Raw genomic sequence first — 16,321 nt, 5'->3', positions numbered from 1 at the left:
CGTGCTCCTTCAGCGGGTTTCGTTGAACAGTTCGCGACCGATCAACATCCGCCGAATCTCACTGGTGCCCGCACCAATTTCGTAGAGCTTGGCGTCACGCAGCAGGCGCCCGGCGGGGAATTCATTGATATAGCCATTGCCGCCCAGAATCTGGATTGCATCCAGGGCCATTTGCGTGGCGCGCTCGGCGCTGTAGAGGATCACGCCCGCAGCGTCCTTGCGCGTGGTCTCGCCGCGTTCACACGCCTGCGCCACCGCGTAGAGGTAAGCGCGGCTGGCGTTGAGCTGGGTGTACATATCGGCGACCTTGCCCTGGATCAACTGGAATTCGCCGATGCTCTGGCCGAACTGCTTGCGGTCGTGGATGTAGGGCACGATCAAGTCCATGCATGCCTGCATGATCCCGGTAGGGCCACCGGAAAGCACCACGCGCTCGTAGTCCAGGCCGCTCATCAACACTTTCACGCCGCCATTGAGCACGCCGAGGATGTTTTCTTCGGGTACCTCGACGTCGTCGAAAAACAGCTCGCAGGTGTTGGAGCCGCGCATGCCCAGTTTGTCGAATTTGTTGCTGCGGCTGAAGCCTTTCCAGTCGCGCTCGACGATGAAAGCGGTGATGCCGTGGGGGCCTTTTTCCAGGTCGGTCTTGGCGTAGATCACATAGGTGTTGGCGTCCGGGCCGTTGGTGATCCAGGTCTTGCTGCCATTGAGTACGTAATGGTCGCCGCGCTTGTCGGCGCGCAGTTTCATCGACACCACGTCGGAACCGGCATTCGGCTCGCTCATGGCCAGGGCGCCGATGTGCTCGCCGCTGATCAGCTTGGGCAGGTACTTGAGTTTTTGTGCGTGGTTCCCGTTGCGGTTGATCTGGTTGACGCACAGGTTGGAGTGCGCCCCGTAGGACAACGCAACCGAGGCCGAGCCACGGCTGATTTCTTCCATGCTCACCACATGGGCCAGGTAACCGAGGCCGGCACCGCCGTATTCCTCGGGCACGGTGATGCCCAGCAGGCCCATGTCGCCGAACTTGCGCCACAGGTCGGCGGGGAACAGGTTGTCGATGTCGATCTGGGCCGCGCGCGGTGCGATCTCCTTGGCCACGAAGGACTGCACCTGGTCGCGCAGCATGTCGATGGTCTCGCCGAGGGCGAAGTTCAGGGACGGGTAACTCATGGACAGGCACCTTAATGTGAGCTTTGTTGTTGTGTGGGCAGGGCGCGGGAGGAGGGCGCTCACCTTTACGTTAACGTAAGCTTGCGTTGCGGCGCTGTCAATCGTAGTTTACGTATACGTCAACCTACAAAAAAGATAACAGGGGTCGTTATGGATCAACCGAACCAGAGTTACAGCCGTGGCTCCCAGGACAAGGCCTTGCTGGCCATGACCATTGGCCAGGCATTCGATCGCACCGTCGCTCAGCATCCAGATGGCGAAGCCTTGGTGGTGCGTCACCAGCAGCAGCGCTACACTTGGCGGCAGCTGGCCGAGACAGTTGAGCTGCACGCCCGCGCATTCATCGCCCTAGGCATGCAAACCGGCGACCGCCTGGGTATCTGGGCGCCTAACTGTGCCGAGTGGCTGATCTGCCAGGTGGCGAGCGCCAAGCTCGGGGTGATCCTGGTCAATATCAACCCGGCCTATCGCAGCAGCGAGTTGGACTACGTGCTCAAACAATCCGGCTGCCAATGGCTGGTATGCGCCGGTTCGTTCAAAAGCTCCGATTACCACGCCATGCTCCAGGCGTTGAAATCCGAGCTGCGCGGCCTCATCAGCCTAGACCCCAGCCCGCCGCCGGCATTCATGCCCTGGTCGCAGTTGGCGGCGCTTGGCGCAGGCGTGCCGCCCGAGCACCTGCACAGCCGCCAGGCCAGCCTGCATTTCGATCAACCCGTGAATATCCAGTACACCTCCGGCACCACCGGCTTCCCCAAGGGCGCCACCCTCAGTCACCACAACATCCTCAATAACGGTTACATGGTCGGTGAAAGCCTGGGCCTGACGGCAGGGGACCGCCTGGTGATCCCAGTGCCGCTGTACCACTGCTTCGGCATGGTCATGGGCAACCTCGGTTGTATCACTCACGGCACCACCATGATCTACCCCAATGACGGCTTCGACCCGTTGCTGACGCTGAGCGCCGTCGCCGAAGAACAAGCCACCGGCTTATATGGCGTGCCGACCATGTTTATCGCGCTGCTCGATCACCCACGCCGGGCCGAGTTCGAGGTGTCCAGCCTGCGCACCGGGATCATGGCCGGGGCGACATGCCCGATCGAGGTGATGCGTCGGGTCATCCATGAGCTGCACATGGCAGAGGTGCAGATTGCCTATGGCATGACTGAAACCAGCCCGGTGTCGCTGCAGACCGGCGCAGATGACGATATCGAACGGCGTGTCACCACGGTGGGCCGCACCCAACCGCAACTGGAAACCAAGATTGTCGACGAGGCCGGTAACACCGTGGCCCGTGGCGTGATCGGTGAACTGTGCACCCGCGGCTACAGCGTGATGCTGGGTTACTGGAACAACCCTGACGGCACTCGCGAGTCCATCGATGAGGCCGGCTGGATGCACACCGGCGACCTGGCGACCATGGATGAGCAGGGTTACGTGTGCATCGCCGGGCGTAACAAGGACATGATCATTCGCGGTGGCGAGAACGTTTACCCGCGGGAGCTGGAAGAGTTTTTCTTTACTCATCCGGCCGTGGCGGACGTGCAGATCGTTGGCATCCCGGATGAACGTTATGGCGAAGAGATTGTTGCCTGGATCAAGTTTCATCCCGGTCAAGTGGCCAACGAGCTGGAGTTGTTGAGCTGGTGCAAGGACCGCATCGCCCATTTCAAGACGCCCAGGCATTTCAAATTCGTGGATGAGTTTCCGATGACAGTCACGGGCAAGATCCAGAAGTTTCGCATGCGCGAGATTTCCATCCAGGAGCTGCAAGCGCGCTGACAACGTCAACCCCCTGTGGGAGCTGACTTGCCTGCGATGGCGGCCTGACTGCCGGCCCACATCTACCTGATACCCCGCGAACCTGCTGCGCCACCAAAATAGTTAAACCCAGAAAGCACAAAGGGGACCCGAAGGTCCCCTTTAATTTGTCGTTGCGTGCTCTTTTCTTATTATTGAGGGGCGGCCTGTTGTTGTTTTTGGTAGCCGTGGCCCGTACCGCTTTTTTGGCGACCCCCATCCGGGGTCAAGAGCAAACGTATTTTTTTGAACGCTGACCTGCTTCTTCGTAAACGATCCAACCAGTGGGTAGCTACCTGAGGTAGTTTTATTTTTCTCTATCCGGTTGCGGGTTGCGGCATGCCGTACCCTGGGAAGCACATCTTCTCCAAAAAAATCTGTTAGCTGCGTCTCTGCCGTGTTGTTTTTGTTATGTCAGAGTCGTTTCGTCTTATTTTTATTAGGTTTGGCGCTTTTTATTCTTGTTATGCCATAGAGATAGCAGAAGGCGTGCCAACTTTTTAAAAGCCTTTAAAATCAACGAGTTGGTTTTTTGTCAGTATTTTCTTTCAGTTTGCACGGCGGATTTTGTTCCCGCGTTACCCGTTATGCCGGTGTGCGGTAACACATTGTCACAGCTGTGCTACTCACCTGCGTTACGCACCTTCGCCACGCGGGAACCCGTAGGCCGTCCCAGCACCTGGCTGATCTGCTGGCCGGCGCCAATCAAGCGTTCCAGGTCGATACCCGTGTCGATACCCAGGCCGTTGAGCAGGTACAGCACGTCCTCGGTGGCGACGTTACCGCTGGCGCCCTTGGCGTAGGGGCAGCCGCCCAGGCCTGCGATAGAGCTGTCGAACACCGTGATGCCCTCCAGCAGGCTGGCATAGATGTTGGCGATGGCCTGCCCGTAGGTGTCGTGGAAGTGCCCGGCCAGCTTGTCCCGTGGCACTTGCGCGCCGACCACTTCGAACAGGCGCCGGGTAGCGCCCGCCGTGCCGGTACCGATCGTGTCGCCCAAGGACACTTCATAGCAGCCCATGGCATACAGCTCGCGGGCGACGGCCGCCACTTGCTCCGGGGCGATATCGCCTTCATAGGGGCAACCCAGTACACAGGACACATAGCCGCGCACGCTGACGCCGTGCTGCTTGGCGGCGGCCATGATCGGTGCGAAGCGCTCCAGGCTCTCGCTGATGGAACAATTGATATTGCGCTGGGAGAACGCCTCGGACGCCGCCGCGAACACCGCGACTTCCTTGACCCCGGCCGCCAGCGCATCCTCGAACCCGCGCAGGTTCGGTGCCAGTGCGCCATAGGTCACGCCGGGCTTGCGCTGGATCTGCGCAAACACTTCGGCTGAACCTGCCATTTGCGGCACCCATTTGGGCGAGACAAAACTACCGACTTCGATATAGCTCAAGCCAGCGGCGCTCAAGGCGTCTACCAATCGGACTTTATCCGCCACGCTGATGGGCTGGGCTTCGTTCTGCAAACCGTCGCGCGGGCCGACTTCAACCAGGCGTACGTGGGAGGGTAGGGACATGGCGGTTACCTTCTGGTCAATGGCCGGCTTGGCTGATGGTCTGCGCCAGGGCCTGGGTGCAACGCTCTTCAGCGGTGTCCAGTTCCAGCTTCATCTGTTCGATATCCAGCAGTTGCTGTTCCAACTGTTCACGGCGTTCGGCGATCTTGGCCAGCATGCTGTTGAGTTGGATCTGGTTGCCGCCGGTGGGGTCGTAGAGTTCGATCAGTTCGCGGCATTCGGCCAGGGAGAAGCCGATGCGCTTGCCACGCAGGATCAGCTTGAGGCTGACCTTGTCCCGCGCCGAGTAAATGCGCTCCTGGCCCCGACGTTCGGGGGCCAGCAGGCCTTGTTCTTCATAGAAACGAATGGCGCGGGTGGTGATGTCGAGCTCGCGGGCGAGGTCGGAGATGCTGTAGGTGGTGCTCATGGCGGTGCTCAAGGAAGTCTTGGCGCTAAGCTAATTGCAGGTTGACGTAAACGTCAAGGCTGCTGGGCTTTCTTTTCCTGGGCCGTCACCTGCTGGCACAACTCGATCATCTGTTCACGCATCCAGCGGTTCGCCGGGTCCTGATCGGTGCTTTCGTGCCAGTACAAATGGGTTTCCAGCGGCGGCACGCTGTTGACTGGCAGTTGGAACCAGTGCAGTTCATGACGACGGGCGAAACGCTCGGGCACGGTCATCACCATGTCGGTCTGTTGCAACACCTGATAGGCCATCAGGTAGTGCTGGGAACGCAGGGCGATCTTGCGTTGAATGCCCATCTTGCCCAAGGCCAGGTCCACATAGCCCAAACCGTTGCGGCGGCTGGAGATATGGATATGGGTCAGCGACAGGTAATCATCCAGGGTGAATTTATCCTTGCCCGCCATCGGGTGGCCCTTGCGCATGGCGCACACGTAGCGGTCTTCCATCAGCTTGACGTGACGCACCTGCGGGTCGGTATTGAGCGGCGCATCCACGGCAAAATCCAGGCGCCCGGCGGCCAGTTCCTTGGTGGTTTCGCGACGTTTGGACAGGAAACTCTCGATCATCACGGTAGGCGCCAGGCGACGCAGGCGCTGGAACAGCAGCGGCAGGATCACGGCCTCGGTCAGGTCGGTCATGCTGATACGGTAGGTCTTGGCCGCCTGCTGCGGGTTGAAGATGCGGCTTTCCTGCACGGACACGCGCAGCAACGACAACGCATTGCGCACCGGGCCGATGATGTTCTGCGCCATGGGCGTGGGCACCATGCCTTGGGCGGTACGCACGAACAGCGGGTCGTTGAAGGTCTCGCGCAACCGCGCCAGGGCGTTGGACACCGCCGGCTGGGTGATACCCACGATCTGGCCGGCGCGGGTCAGGTTGGCTTCGGTGTAAATCGCGTCGAAGACAATAAAGAGGTTGAGGTCGACCTTGCTCAGATTCATTTCGTTGCGCTCTTATTGTGAGGTGCTCATACACCGATCATATATCGGTGATGAATGTTAATACACGGCGAGAATAGGCTAGGTAAATTATCAGCGCTGTTCTAGCATCGAATGCATGACCTAAACAACCTCTCAAAGAAGGGAGCTGCTCATGGATTTCGCCTATTCGCCCAAGGTTCAGGAACTGCGTGAACGCGTCACTGCGTTCATGGACGCTTATGTCTACCCGGCCGAACCGGTGTTCGAACGCCAAGTCAGCGAAGGTGATCGCTGGCAGCCCACGGCGATCATGGAAGAACTCAAGGCCAAGGCGAAGGCCGAGGGCTTGTGGAACCTGTTTCTGCCGGAATCCGAACTGGGCGCTGGCCTGACCAACCTTGAATACGCACCCTTGGCGGAAATCATGGGCCGCTCGTTGCTCGGCCCGGAGCCATTCAACTGCTCCGCTCCCGACACCGGCAATATGGAAGTGCTGGTGCGCTACGCCAACGAAGAACAGAAACAGCGCTGGCTCGAACCCTTGCTGCGCGGCGAGATTCGTTCCGCCTTTGCCATGACCGAACCGGATGTGGCGTCCTCGGACGCCACCAACATGGCCGCCCGCGCCGAACGCCAGGGCGACGAGTGGGTGATCAACGGCAAGAAGTGGTGGACCTCCGGCGCCTGCGACCCGCGCTGCAAGATCCTGATCTTCATGGGCCTGAGCAACCCCGATGCGCCGCGTCACCAGCAGCACTCGATGATCCTGGTGCCGGTCGATACCCCAGGCGTGAAAATCCTGCGGCCGCTGCCGGTATTCGGCTACGACGATGCGCCCCACGGCCATGCCGAAGTGCTGTTCGACAATGTGCGTGTGCCTTATGAAAACGTGTTGCTGGGCGAAGGCCGTGGCTTCGAGATCGCCCAGGGCCGCCTTGGCCCTGGCCGCATTCACCACTGCATGCGTTCGGTCGGCATGGCCGAACGCGCATTGGAGTTGATGTGCAAACGCTCGGTCAGCCGCACTGCCTTCGGCAAGCCTTTGGCGCGGTTGGGCGGCAATATCGACAAGATCGCCGACTCACGCATGGAAATTGACATGGCCCGCCTGCTGACCTTGAAAGCGGCGTACATGATGGACACCGTGGGTAACAAAGTGGCGAAAAGCGAAATCGCCCAGATCAAGGTGGTGGCGCCGAATGTGGCCTTGAAGGTCATCGACCGCGCGATCCAGATGCACGGCGGCGCCGGGGTGTCCAATGATTTTCCGCTGGCCTATATGTACGCCATGCAACGCACCCTGCGCCTGGCCGACGGCCCGGACGAAGTGCACCGTGCGGCGATTGGCAAGTTCGAGATTGGCAAATATGTGCCTCGGGAATTGATGCGCGGCGGGCAGTAACACTGATGATGATCGTTCCCACGCTCTGCGATCGTTCCCACGCTCTGCGTGGGAGCGCCTCCCGTGACGCTCTGCGTCACCCTTTCAAGAGCGGACGCGGAGCGTCCAGAGCGGCATTCCCACGCGGAGCGTGGGAACGATCTTCAACGATCTTCAGTACACCCAAACCTCCACTCGCCGATTCTTGATCCGGCCTTCATCCGCAGTATTGGCCGCCACCGGCATCTGCGCGCCAAACCCGCGAATATCCTTGAGCACCACGCCGCTCTTGACCAGCTCTCGGCGCACTGCCATCGCCCGCAACTTCGATAGCAGCGCCGCACGTTGCGGATCATTCTTGGTGTCGCCAAACCCCACCAGCGTCACCTGCTTATTCAGCTTGCCGTGGCTTCTGATATAGGCGACCACCCGCTGCACATCCTGGCGCGCCTTATTGTCGAGGCTGGCGCTGCCCTCGTCGAAACGAAAATTCACCGTCAGGCGCTGAGCGTCTCGGGCGATGGCCTGGTAATCGTCGGGCATCGGCGGGCGCGGCGCCACACCGATCGCTTGCACCTGCTGGGCGATGAAGCCATTGGCAGCCACAATCGCCTGGCCCTTGCTGCCTTGGGAAAACTCCACCAACGCCTTGGCCCATGGGTTGCGGGAAGAGGGCGGCAAGTAGAAGAACAGCCGACGTGACAGCGGGTAATCCTCGGTGGCGATCAGGCTGGTCAGCGGCAACATCGGTTGCGAGTCGCCGTCGACAATCGCCACCGCCTTGGCCTGGCGCACAGAGGGCAGGCCGATAAAACCGATGCCCTGGGGGTCCTGGCTCACCGCATCGGAAAGCTGTTCGCTGGATTCAAAGCGCTTGGCCGACGGCGCGAGCGGTTGGCCGCGGCGGCTCAGCACCAGTTCCCGGAAGGTGTCGAAGGTGCCGGATTGATCATCCCGGGCATATAAATGAATGGTCCCGCCTGTACCTCCCAGTGCCTCCCAGGTGCTGACCTCGCCGTTGAAGATTTGCGCCAATTGCTCGGTGTTGAGGCTATTGAGCGGGTTGCGCGGGTTGACGATGATTGCCAGGCCATCAATGGCGATCACATGCTCGGCGCCTGGGGTTTTCAAATCCCCCAGGGGGTCGAGGTCCACCAGCTCGCTGTCATTGATCGGGCGGGACGCGGCGGCGAGGTCGGCGCGATTGTTTTTCAGCGCCGCAAAGCCGGTGCTGGAACCGTGGGCCGCCACCTCGATGGTGACCGTCTGGCCTTGGCGTGTCTTGCCGACCACGCGCTGCTCATTCCCCCCGGCACCCGGTTCAGCACGCACATCCTGCAAGCCCTGATACTCCATCAAGCCTTTGACCAGCGCCGGGCCGAGTGCCGCGCCGATGGTGTTGGAGCCCTGGATGCGCAGGGCCGGGCCTTTGTCGGGAATGGACAGAGGGGCCGCCACGGCGGGGAATGCGATTGCAAAACACAGGAACAGAACGCGCAGCATCATGCCGGCACCTTCTTAGGCCAAAGGGAGTGCCGGAAGATTAAGTCAGTCGGATTGCAGCCATATGACCGACACGGGGCTGGCACCCCTGATCTCCTGTAGGAGCGAGCTTGCTCGCGAAAAACGTCAACGATAACGCGGGCTTCCTGAATAAACGCGGCGCCCTCAAGTTCTTCGCGAGCAAGCTCGCTCCTACAATCAGCTCAGTTCCAACCAGATCGGCGCATGGTCCGACGGTTTCTCCAGCCCACGCAAATCATAGTCCACCCCCGCGTCCTTGACCCGAGGCACCAACCCGGTGGACGCCAAGATCACGTCGATGCGCAGCCCGCGCTTGGGCTCGTCCTCAAAGCCACGGCTGCGGTAATCGAACCAGCTGAAGCGGTCGGTCACATCCGGGTTGAGGTGGCGGAAGCTGTCCACCAGGCCCCAGTTCTTCAAGCGTGCCATCCACTCGCGTTCTTCCGGCAGGAAGCTGCACTTGCCGGTTTTCAGCCAGCGCTTGGCGTTGTCGGCGCCGATGCCGATGTCGCAGTCCTCTGGGGAAATGTTCACGTCGCCCATCACCACCAGCGCCTGGTCATTGCTGAACTGGCTTTCCAGCAATTGCTGCAAGTCTTCATAGAAGCGCTGCTTGGCCGGGAACTTGGTTGGGTGGTCGCGGCTTTCGCCCTGGGGGAAGTAGCCGTTCATGATGGTCACTGGGTGGCCGTTTTCGTCGGCGAAGGTGCCCCAGATAAACCGGCGCTGGGCGTCTTCTTCATCGCTGGCAAAGCCTTTGTGCACGCTCAACGCTTCTTTGCGCGAGAGCAGGGCCACGCCGTAGTGGCCTTTCTGCCCGTGGTAGTACACGTGATAACCCAGGGCCTGCACTTCGGCCAACGGGAACTGATCATCGTGGACCTTGGTTTCCTGCAAACCGATCACGTCCGGTTGATGCTTTTCAATCAGCGCCGCCAACTGATGAGGGCGAGCACGCAGCCCGTTGATATTGAAGGAGACGATTTTCATGGTCGGCAGTCCAGTCTGGCAAAAGGGCGATGCTAGCCGACAAGTCGGATGGGGGCCAGCGTGGCGGCAGGATGAATGCGCTGCTAATGTCTGGGAACGACTGGAGCTGTGCAGGTTCGTACCCATAAGAACGCCATGTTTGAGTGGCGCCCAGGGAGATTGACTGTTATGCCAGACACTTCGACGGCCACTGCCGAAATCCGCCTGCTCAATAGCGGCTACTCCCGTGAAGCGCGATCCCTGCTGTACCAGGCGTATCGCCATGAGCCGACCTTTGCCTACATCTTCGAAGCCGAGCGGGCGGGCTATGAACAGCGAGTACGTGCCACTGTGCGCGAACTGGTCAAGCAGCATTTTTTCCAGAAACTCCCGGCCATCGGCCTGTTCGTCAACGACCGGCTGATCGGCATTGCCCTGATTGCACCGCCCCAGCGGCGCCTGGGCATCACCGAAAGCTGGGCCTGGCAAATCCGCATGTGGCTGAGCACCGGCGTGCGCGGTACGCGGCGTTACCTGGAATACCATCATGCCGTCATGGCGTGCCTGCCCAACACGTCTGTGCATGTGCTGCCGTTGCTGGGTATTCATCCGCAGTTCCAGGGCAAGCACCATGGTGAGCAGTTGCTGGAAGCGGTACACAATTGGTGTGCCGACGACCCGCATTCATCCGGCGTGGTGCTCGACACCGGTAACTCCCGTTATTTGGATTTCTACAAGCGACAGGGCTATGAGGAAATCGGCGAAGTCGCCGTAGGGCCGGTGCGCGAGCATGTGTTTTTCCATCCCAATCCCCAGGCGTTACATCCTGCAACGGCTTGAGACAGAATTATTCAGAAGAATCCGGGTTCATAGTTCCTCTCTCGCTCGTGTAGCATCCGCGCCTATGAAGTTTCCAGGAAGATTTACCAGCGGCTTGATTCTGCTGTTCACGAGCTGCGGCGCATTGGCGCAAAGCGAACTGGACGTGCGGATCAAACCCTCGAACGACGCGCTGAAAGCCAACATCGAAGGCTACATCGGCGGTGTGGGCGATCGTGATGAAGAAGCCTTGCTGCGGTTCAGCCGTGGCGCCGAGGAGCAGGCGCGCAAAGCCGCGCAGGCCCTGGGCTACTATCAGCCGCAGATCAACAGCGAGGTGAAGGGCGGCAAGAACCCGCGCCTGACCCTCACCATCGACCCCGGCGAACCGGTGCACTTGCGCGACGTCACCATAAGGGTCGACGGCCAGGCCGCGAGTCTCAAGACCTTTCGCGTGCCCGCCAGCGACGACCTCAAGCCCGGCGCCGTGCTCAATCACGGCCATTACGAAGACGCCAAGCGCCTGATCCAGAACCAGGCCTCGCGCTACGGGTTTTTCAGCGGGCGCTTCACCAGCCAGAAACTTGCCGTAGACCCTCAAGCGGGCGTGGCCGACATCAAACTCATTTACGACAGCGGCCCACGCTACAGCATGGGCAAGGTCAGCTTCACCGGCGACACGCCCTTTGATGAAGAGCTGTTGCAGCGCATGGTGCCGTTCAAGCCCGGCACACCCTATGATTCCGAACTGGTCGCCGAACTCAACCAGAACCTGCAAGCCAGTGGCTTCTTCGAAGGCGTGCGCGTCGACGCCAGCCCCACCGCCGCCACCGATGATGTGATCCCGGTGGCGGTGCAACTGGACACCCGCAAGCCGCGCACCATGGGCCTGGGCCTGGGTTATTCCACTGACGTCGGCCCACGGGGCAAAGCCAACTGGACGCGCCATTGGGTCAACCCACAGGGCCACAGTTATGGCTGGGAAGCTGAACTGTCGGCGCCACGGCAGAACGTCGGGTTGTGGTACGACATCCCGCTCGACCCGCCGCTCACTGACAAATTGCGCTTTGCTGGCGGCTACCAGAATGAAGAGATCGCTAACACTGACACCCTGAGCAAGCTGCTCACCATCGGCCCCGAATGGCACAGCAAGTTGCCCAGTGGCTGGACGCGGGTGATCTCCCTCAAGTACCAGCGCGAAGAATATCGCCTGGGCAATGACTCGGGCCTGAGTAACCTGCTGATGCCTGGCGTGAGCTATTCCTACCTGCGCAGTGACAACCGCATCGACCCGCACCATGGCTACCGCCTGATGTTCGACACCAAGGTCGCCAAAGAGGGCCTGGGGTCCGACACCAACCTGCTTTACGGCACAGCGACGGTCAAGGGCCTGACCACCTTGTGGGACAACCACCGCTTCCTGGGCCGTGCGCAATTTGGCGGCAGTGCCACCAATGGCTACAAATCCGTGCCTCCTTCCTTGCGCTTCTTCGCCGGTGGTGACCAGAGCGTGCGCGGCTACGAGTACCAGACGCTATCGCCCGAGAACGATCGCGGCGACCGCATCGGCGGCCGCTACATGGTGGCCCTGAGCGCTGAGTATCAATATTCCATCACCGACAAATGGCGTATCGCGACTTTTATCGACCAGGGCAACTCGTTCAACAACCTCGACCTGCCGAGCCTGAAAACCGGCGTGGGCGTCGGCGTGCGCTGGGTATCGCCGGTGGGGCCGATTCGCCTCGACCTGGCCCATGCCCTCGAAGATCCGGGCGGCGTTCGCTTGCACTTTTCCATGGGGCCTGAGCTGTGATGCGTGGTTTGAAAATAGCGGGGCTGGCGTTGGTTGCCATCCTCGTCTTGCTGTTGTTGGCGCTGTGGTCAGTGCTTGGCACCCAGGCGGGCAGTCGCTGGGCCTTGGGCCAGGTACCAGGTTTGAGCGTGGAAAATTTCCAGGGGCGCCTGGGCGGGCAGTGGAGTGCCGATCATTTGCTGTGGCAGCAGGATGGCAGCCGCGTCGAGCTGAATGCACCGACGTTTGACTGGTCACCCGGCTGCCTGCTGCGCATGACCCTGTGCATCAACCGACTGGATGTGGAACAGGTCAGCCTGGAATTCGCCCCCAGTGCCGAAGAGAGCGACAGCGGGCCGATTCAACTGCCCGACCTGAAGCTGCCGGTTTCGCTCCAGTTGGGCGATGTTCGCATTGGCAGCCTGCTGTTCAACGGCAATGAAGAACTCAAGGGCCTGCAACTGGTGGCGCACTGGACTACCGCCGGCCTGCAGATCGACTCGGTGCATCTGCAGCGCGACGATCTGGTACTGGACCTCGCCGGTCTGCTGCAACCCAGCGGCGATTGGCCGTTGAATGCCACCGGTAACCTGAGCTTGCCCTATGCGCCGGGCGGCGCGCCCTGGCGCGTTGCTCTCAAGCTCGACGGCGACTTGCTCAAGACCCTCAAGCTCGACGCCGACAGCAGCGGCTATCTGCCGGCCAAGCTCACTGGTGAGCTGCAACCCCTGGTGGAAAACCTGCCGGCGCAGGTGCACATCACCTCCGAGTCGTTCAAACCCAGCGCAGACCTGCCCGATACCCTGCAACTCAACCAACTGGACTTGAACGCTAAAGGCGACCTGAGCAATGGCTACCAGTTGCTGGGCAAGGCCGTGCTACCGGCCGAAAACGGCCCGGTGGATTTACTGCTCAAGGGCAAGGTTGACGCCAAGGGTGCACAGATTGCCGGCCTGGACCTGACGGCCGGCGACAAGCAAAGCCTCAAGCTCAGTGCCAACCTGGACTGGCAACAAGGCTTCAGCGCGGACGCCAAGATCGACTGGCTGGACTTCCCCTGGCATCGCCTCTATCCGGTCATCGACGAACCGCAAGTGGCCTTGCGCACCTTCAACGGTGAAATCTCCTATAAAGACGGCAACTACCTGGGCAATCTCAAGGCTGACCTCGACGGCCCGGCGGGCAAGTTCAATGTGGTCACCCCCTTCAGTGGCGACCTCAAGCAGGTCTTCCTGCCTGAGCTGAAACTGAGTGCCGGCCAAGGCAAGGCCGAAGGCCACCTGAACCTGCAATTTGCCGACGGCATTGCCTGGGACACCGCCCTGGATCTGTCGGCGCTGAACCCGGCCTACTGGGTCGCAGAGTTGCCCGGCACTCTGGCCGGGCCGCTGCGCAGCAAAGGTGAGTTCAAAAATGAACAGCTCAAGCTCAACGCCGACCTCGACCTCAAGGGTCGCCTGCGCGGGCAAACCGCCGTGCTCGCGGCCAAGGCCGAAGGCGCCGGCGAGCAATGGACCCTCGCCAACCTGGACATCCGCCTGGGCGACAACCGCATCAACGGCAGCGGCAGCCTGCAACAGCGTCTGGCCGGGCAGATCGACATCAAGCTGGCGCGCCTGGCCCAGCTCTGGCCGCAACTGCGTGGGCAAGTCAACGGGCGTGTCGAGGTGGCCGGCACCTTGAAAGCCCCTCAAGGCAAGCTCGACCTCAAGGGTCAGCAACTGGCCTTTGCCGACAACCGTCTGCAAAGCCTCAACCTGGACGCCAACCTCGATAGCGCCCAGCGCGCCAAGCTCGACCTCAAGGCCAACGGCATTCAAAGCGGCGAGACGCAAGTCGGCAACCTCACCGCCAGCGCCCAGGGCGATATCAAGAACCAGAAAGTCCAGCTGGCGCTGACTGGCCCGCTGGTCAAACTGGCCCTGGCCCTGGATGGTAACCTTGACAAAGACAACTGGCGCGGGCGCCTGGCCAGTGGCGACGTGCAAGCCGGTGGCCAGGACTGGCGGCTGCAAGCCCCGGCGAAGATCGAACGCCTGGCCGATGGCAAGCTGACCTTTGGTGCGCACTGCTGGGTCTCCGGTGGCGCCAGCCTGTGTGGGGAAGACCAGCGCCTGATGCCCGAGCCGAAGTTGCGTTACCACCTCAAGCAATTCCCTCTCGACAGCCTCGCGGGGTTCTTGCCCAAAGACTTCGCCTGGCAGGGCAGGCTCAACGCCGATGTGCAACTCGACTTGCCCCAGAGCGGCCCAAAAGGTGTGGTCGCGGTGGACGCCAGTGGCGGCACCTTGCGCGTGCGCGACAAGGGCCAGTGGCTGGATTTCCCCTACGACACCCTGAAGCTGGAAACCACCCTCAATCCCAAGCGCATCGACACCCAGCTAAATTTCCGTGGCGGCAAGCTTGGCCAATTGTTGTTGCAGGCGCAGATCAATCCGCTGCCGAGCAACAAGCCGATCACCGGCAATTTCAGCCTTACGGGTCTGGACCTCGCCGTAGCGCGGCCCTTTGTACCCATGGTGGAAAAACTCAGCGGCAAACTCAACGGCAATGGCCGCATCTCCGGCGGTTTGCTCGCGCCCCTGGTCAACGGCAACCTGAACCTGGTGGACGGCGAAGTCTCCGGGCCGGAACTGCCCATCAGCCTCGAAGGCCTGAACTTGCAGGCGCAAATCGCCGGCGAAAGCGTGCAGCTCAACGGTGGCTGGCGCAGCGGCAAGGCCGGGCACGGCAGCCTCACGGGGCAGATCGACTGGGGCCGTGCCCTGGTGGTCGACCTCAGCCTCAAAGGCTCGCAACTGCCGGTCACCGTGGAGCCCTACGCCAAGCTGGAAGTGGCGCCCGACCTGAAAATCAGCCTCAAGGACGACAAGCTGGCGATCGCCGGGAAGGTCCATATCCCCCGTGGCGACATCACCGTGCGCGAACTGCCGCCTTCGACGGTCAAGGTGTCCGACGACACCGTGATCATCGGCAGCCAGACCGAAGAGGGCAAAGCGCCGATGGCCATGGCCATGGATATCGACGTGGAAGTGGGTGAGGACCAGCTCAACTTCGCCGGCTTCGGCCTCACCGCCAAGGTCCAGGGCCACGTGCACATCGGCGACAACATGGACACCCGTGGCGAGCTGTGGCTCAACGACGGCCGCTACCGCGCCTACGGCCAGCGCCTCAACGTACGTCGCGCACGCCTGTTGTTCGCCGGGCCGCTGGATCAACCGTTCCTGGATATCGAGGCGGTGCGCGTGGTGGTCGAATCGTCCCGCACCGTGACCGCCGGTATTCGCCTGAGCGGCAGCGCTGAACAACCGACCACGCAAATTTTCTCCGAGCCGGCCATGGCCCAGGAAGATGCGTTGTCATACCTGGTGCTGGGCCGTTCGCGCACCAACACTGGCGAAGACAACAACATGCTCGCCGAAGCCGCCCTGGGCCTGGGCTTGATGGGCAGCGCTGGCGTGACTTCGGATATTGCCAATAAGCTGGGGATTCAGGATTTTGATCTGGACACCCAGGGTACGGGTAACAGCACCGCCGTGGTGGCCAGCGGCAAGATCAACGAGAAGCTCAGCTTGCGTTATGGGGTAGGGGTGTTCGAGCCGGCTAACACCATTGCCTTGCGCTACCTGCTGAGCAAGAAGGTGTACTTGGAAGTGGCCACGGGCGTAGCGAGTTCCCTGGATATCTTCTACAAGCGCGATTTCTAAACCTTGCCCGATCAAAAAATGTAGGAGCGAGCTTGCTCGCGAAAAACGTCAACGATAACGCGTGCATCCTGAATGCACGCGGTGCCCGTGAGTTTTTTCGCGAGCAAGCTCGCTCCTACAAAAAGCCTTAACTGGACTCTCGCTGATTTGATTGCTGTCCAAGGCTCTAAGTTACTCAACTACCAAGCAACCTAATTATTCCATTTGACATTCGCTGCCTAAGCAGTAACATCTCGTCACACATTCACTGCCTAGGCAGT

11 protein-coding genes are annotated in these 16,321 nt (G+C 60.9%); 5 read left to right on the top strand and 6 right to left on the bottom strand.

What is annotated here, in order from left to right; translation table 11 throughout:
• Positions 1 to 9: 9 nt before the first annotated feature.
• Positions 10 to 1,173, bottom strand: coding sequence for an isovaleryl-CoA dehydrogenase (locus tag ACP7CZ_RS01455; RefSeq protein ID WP_032896578.1), 1,164 nt, complete (start codon positions 1,171 to 1,173; stop codon positions 10 to 12).
• Positions 1,174 to 1,323: 150 nt separating this feature from the next.
• On the opposite strand from ACP7CZ_RS01455, the gene ACP7CZ_RS01450 reads away from it, so the two are divergent.
• Entirely contained in the window at positions 1,324 to 2,955 is a 1,632-nt protein-coding gene (locus ACP7CZ_RS01450; RefSeq protein WP_294196156.1) for an AMP-binding protein, read from the top strand.
• A gap of 640 nt (positions 2,956 to 3,595) precedes the next feature.
• Here ACP7CZ_RS01450 and ACP7CZ_RS01445 read toward each other — a convergent pair.
• The 3 genes from ACP7CZ_RS01445 to ACP7CZ_RS01435 are packed head-to-tail and all read right to left on the bottom strand — an operon-like array spanning position 3,596 to position 5,890.
• Entirely contained in the window at positions 3,596 to 4,498 is a 903-nt protein-coding gene (locus tag ACP7CZ_RS01445) for a hydroxymethylglutaryl-CoA lyase (protein ID WP_034127916.1), read from the bottom strand.
• A 16-nt stretch (positions 4,499 to 4,514) separates the two neighbouring features.
• Positions 4,515 to 4,907: a MerR family transcriptional regulator gene (locus tag ACP7CZ_RS01440; protein ID WP_003192195.1), complete on the bottom strand. Its 393-nt coding sequence runs from the start codon at positions 4,905 to 4,907 to the stop codon at positions 4,515 to 4,517.
• A 53-nt stretch (positions 4,908 to 4,960) separates the two neighbouring features.
• Entirely contained in the window at positions 4,961 to 5,890 is a 930-nt protein-coding gene (locus tag ACP7CZ_RS01435) for a LysR family transcriptional regulator (protein WP_034127915.1), read from the bottom strand.
• 151 nt (positions 5,891 to 6,041) lie between these two features.
• Here ACP7CZ_RS01435 and ACP7CZ_RS01430 point away from each other — a divergent pair, with 151 nt between their 5' ends.
• Entirely contained in the window at positions 6,042 to 7,271 is a 1,230-nt protein-coding gene (locus tag ACP7CZ_RS01430) for an acyl-CoA dehydrogenase (RefSeq protein ID WP_034127914.1), read from the top strand.
• A gap of 153 nt (positions 7,272 to 7,424) precedes the next feature.
• On the opposite strand, the gene ACP7CZ_RS01425 is transcribed toward ACP7CZ_RS01430, so the two are convergent.
• Positions 7,425 to 8,756, bottom strand: a complete 1,332-nt coding sequence (locus ACP7CZ_RS01425) for a phosphate ABC transporter substrate-binding/OmpA family protein (protein WP_294196163.1) — start codon at positions 8,754 to 8,756, stop codon at positions 7,425 to 7,427.
• A gap of 195 nt (positions 8,757 to 8,951) precedes the next feature.
• Entirely contained in the window at positions 8,952 to 9,764 is an 813-nt protein-coding gene (gene xthA, locus ACP7CZ_RS01420; protein WP_034127912.1) for an exodeoxyribonuclease III, read from the bottom strand.
• Positions 9,765 to 9,932: 168 nt separating this feature from the next.
• Here xthA and ACP7CZ_RS01415 point away from each other — a divergent pair, with 168 nt between their 5' ends.
• From ACP7CZ_RS01415 to ACP7CZ_RS01405, 3 genes are all read left to right on the top strand, one after another.
• The gene (locus ACP7CZ_RS01415) at positions 9,933 to 10,583 is read left to right on the top strand and encodes a GNAT family N-acetyltransferase (RefSeq protein ID WP_034127911.1); all 651 of its coding nucleotides are present in this window, start codon (positions 9,933 to 9,935) and stop codon (positions 10,581 to 10,583) included.
• 64 nt (positions 10,584 to 10,647) lie between these two features.
• A complete protein-coding gene (locus ACP7CZ_RS01410) occupies positions 10,648 to 12,375 on the top strand; it encodes an autotransporter assembly complex protein TamA (RefSeq protein WP_294196165.1) in 1,728 nt (575 codons plus the stop codon).
• On the top strand, positions 12,375 to 16,061 hold the full coding sequence (locus ACP7CZ_RS01405; RefSeq protein ID WP_294196167.1) for a translocation/assembly module TamB domain-containing protein: 3,687 nt from the start codon (positions 12,375 to 12,377) through the stop codon (positions 16,059 to 16,061). Before ACP7CZ_RS01410 ends, ACP7CZ_RS01405 begins: the two co-directional genes overlap by 1 nt.
• Positions 16,062 to 16,321: the final 260 nt, after the last annotated feature.

Source organism: Pseudomonas sp. DWP2-2, from assembly GCF_049897065.1.
Classification (GTDB): domain Bacteria; phylum Pseudomonadota; class Gammaproteobacteria; order Pseudomonadales; family Pseudomonadaceae; genus Aquipseudomonas; species Aquipseudomonas paracarnis.
This window is presented reverse-complemented; position numbering and strand designations above follow the sequence as displayed.

Coding starts and splice junctions, on each gene's coding strand:
- xthA (WP_034127912.1), bottom strand. CDS start 9,764: ATGAAAATCGTCTCCTTCAATATCAACGGGCTGCGTGCTCGCCCTCAT.
- ACP7CZ_RS01440 (WP_003192195.1), bottom strand. CDS start 4,907: ATGAGCACCACCTACAGCATCTCCGACCTCGCCCGCGAGCTCGACATC.
- ACP7CZ_RS01415 (WP_034127911.1), top strand. CDS start 9,933: ATGCCAGACACTTCGACGGCCACTGCCGAAATCCGCCTGCTCAATAGC.
- ACP7CZ_RS01410 (WP_294196165.1), top strand. CDS start 10,648: ATGAAGTTTCCAGGAAGATTTACCAGCGGCTTGATTCTGCTGTTCACG.
- ACP7CZ_RS01425 (WP_294196163.1), bottom strand. CDS start 8,756: ATGATGCTGCGCGTTCTGTTCCTGTGTTTTGCAATCGCATTCCCCGCC.
- ACP7CZ_RS01455 (WP_032896578.1), bottom strand. CDS start 1,173: ATGAGTTACCCGTCCCTGAACTTCGCCCTCGGCGAGACCATCGACATG.
- ACP7CZ_RS01405 (WP_294196167.1), top strand. CDS start 12,375: ATGCGTGGTTTGAAAATAGCGGGGCTGGCGTTGGTTGCCATCCTCGTC.
- ACP7CZ_RS01435 (WP_034127915.1), bottom strand. CDS start 5,890: ATGAATCTGAGCAAGGTCGACCTCAACCTCTTTATTGTCTTCGACGCG.
- ACP7CZ_RS01445 (WP_034127916.1), bottom strand. CDS start 4,498: ATGTCCCTACCCTCCCACGTACGCCTGGTTGAAGTCGGCCCGCGCGAC.
- ACP7CZ_RS01430 (WP_034127914.1), top strand. CDS start 6,042: ATGGATTTCGCCTATTCGCCCAAGGTTCAGGAACTGCGTGAACGCGTC.
- ACP7CZ_RS01450 (WP_294196156.1), top strand. CDS start 1,324: ATGGATCAACCGAACCAGAGTTACAGCCGTGGCTCCCAGGACAAGGCC.